Annotated in this window: 1 protein-coding gene; it reads left to right on the forward strand. The window is 68.8% G+C overall.

Features of this window, described 5'->3' with window-relative positions; translation table 11 throughout:
* Positions 1–105: 105 nt before the first annotated feature.
* Positions 106–1,554, forward strand: coding sequence for an IS66 family transposase (tnpC, locus tag DQW85_RS23350; RefSeq protein ID WP_113702234.1), 1,449 nt, complete (start codon positions 106–108; stop codon positions 1,552–1,554).
* Positions 1,555–1,578 lie beyond the last annotated feature (24 nt).

Here is a 1,578-nt window from a genome sequence, read left to right on the forward strand (position 1 = left end):
GTATCCATTCAGGCCTGCCGCTGAGCTGGGCGTCTGGTTTGAGGTAGACCCGCCGGTTTCCGCTGAATACGTAGATCTTGATGTGGTGCGTCGTACTTTGATCTGGTGACCCGCGATCCCGCGAGCTGGAGCCGTGAGGAACTGCTGGCCGCTCTGGCTGAGCGGGACGCCGTGATTGCCGCGTTGATGGCCGAGATCGAGCAGTTGAAGCGGCGGGTGGGGATGGATTCCTCGAACTCCTCGCTGCCGCCAGGCTCAGATGGGCCGGCGGCACGGGCCAAACGCGCCAAAAAGCCGAAGAAGCGCTCGCCCCGGCCACGCGGTGGGCAGGCCGGTCATGAGGGGCACGCGCTGGCCTGGCGGAGCGTGCCGGATCAGATCACCCTCATCACGCCCACGAAGTGCGCCGGCTGCGGTCACCGGCTGGCTGGTCTGGAGGGGAAGGTCACCGCGCGGGTGCAGGTGTTCGACACGCCGCCGGTCAAGCTCCAGGTCACCGAGTACCGCATGGTCACGGTCTGCTGCCGGGCTTGCCGTCGGACGACCCGGGCGGCCACCCCGCGGGGGCTGACCGGGCCGTGCTGCTACGGTCCGAACGTGCGCGCGGCGACCGCGCTTTTGGCCTGCGCCGGGCACATGAGCATCGAGCGGGCCGCCGATCTGATGGGCGTGCTGCTGGACGCGCCGGTCTCCACGGGGTTCACCGGCGGCCTGGTCAAGCGCGTCGCCGGACAACTGGCGGGCTTCGAGGCAGAGTTGAAGAATGCGTTGCGGGCCTGTCCGGTGCTGCATCACGACGAGACCCCCGCCCGGGTCGCGGGCGATGACGCCGATCGGCTGCTGTATGTCTACACCGCCCGCGCCGGCAAGCTGATCTGGTTCGGCGCCGCCGCAGGCCGCGGCCACGAGCAGTTGGACGGCTTCGGCATCCTGCCCGGCTATCGCGGCATCCTGGTCCGCGACGACTACACCGGCTATGCCAAGTACGACAGGCACCTGGCAGGCGTGCAGTTGTGCTGCGCGCATCTGCTCCGGTCGTTGCGCGGGATCGGCGAGTTGGATCTCGAGGGCAGCCGCGTGCAGCGGTGCTGGACCGAGCCGGTGATGAGCGCACTGACCGACGCGAAAGCCGCGGTCGCCAAGGCCCGAACTGACGGTGCCACCACCCTGGACCAGGAGTTACTGGATGGGCTGCGCGCCCGTTACGACAAGGCGGTGGCCTGGGGCATCGCCACCAACGTCCACCGCGACTGGCCCAGCGGCCGACATCCCGGCTACACCCTGGCCAAACGCCTCCAGGCCCGCGCCACGCAGGTCTGGCGCTTCGCCGTCGACTTTGCCGTGCCCTTCACCAACAACCCCGCCGAGCAGCCCCAGCGCATGGTCAAACTCCAGATGAAGATCGGCGGCTGCTGGCGCAGCGTCCGCACCGCGGCACGCTACTGCCTCATCCGCTCCTACCTCGGCACCGCCCGCAACCACGGCATCCACCCACTGGACGCCCTCCGCGAGGCCCTGGCCGGAACCCCCTGGATGCCACCACAAAACGCCTGATCAATCACAGGCCTGAATGGATAC

This window comes from Nonomuraea lactucae (assembly GCF_003313395.1).
Lineage (GTDB): Bacteria > Actinomycetota > Actinomycetes > Streptosporangiales > Streptosporangiaceae > Nonomuraea > Nonomuraea lactucae.